General features: G+C 43.5%; 1 protein-coding gene. It reads right to left on the bottom strand.

Features of this window, described 5'->3' with window-relative positions; genetic code table 11:
* Window positions 1-75: 75 nt before the first annotated feature.
* Window positions 76-243, bottom strand: a complete 168-nt coding sequence (locus ELS82_RS28040; protein ID WP_244230899.1) for a hypothetical protein — start codon at window positions 241-243, stop codon at window positions 76-78.
* Window positions 244-434 lie beyond the last annotated feature (191 nt).

Below are 434 nucleotides of genomic sequence, written 5' to 3'. Positions count from 1 at the left end.
TCAAAGCGTCTTGCACCTCATCTGTGGTAGCGTTTGCAGAGTCAGCTTCAGGTTTTTTCGGTTTTGTGCAATTCCTCATGAAATGACCAGGTTTGCCACAATTCCAACATTCAACCTGCTTTCTGGGTCCGGACTTGCTTTTACTTCTGTATCTTGATTTGGATCTGCCTCTGGATAAGCCTCTATCCTGTCTCCTCCCTCGAGTGTTAATGTTGAGAGCTGATCCTGAACTTGAACTTTCACTTGAGTCTTTCCTTCGCACTTCTTCAGCTAAAATCAAGTCTCGGATGTCATCATATTTCAGTTTGGATTCTCCAGCTGAATTGCTCACGGCTGTCCTCATACCTTCCCAACTGCTTGGAAGTGAAGCTAGCAAAATGAGTGCACGGATCTCATCATCAAACTCAATCTCAACAAATGACAATTGATTTGTA

This window comes from Vibrio ouci (assembly GCF_004551525.1).
GTDB classification, from domain to species: domain Bacteria; phylum Pseudomonadota; class Gammaproteobacteria; order Enterobacterales; family Vibrionaceae; genus Vibrio; species Vibrio ouci.
Note: the sequence above shows the minus strand (reverse complement) of the source record. Positions and strands in the feature narration are given on the sequence as shown.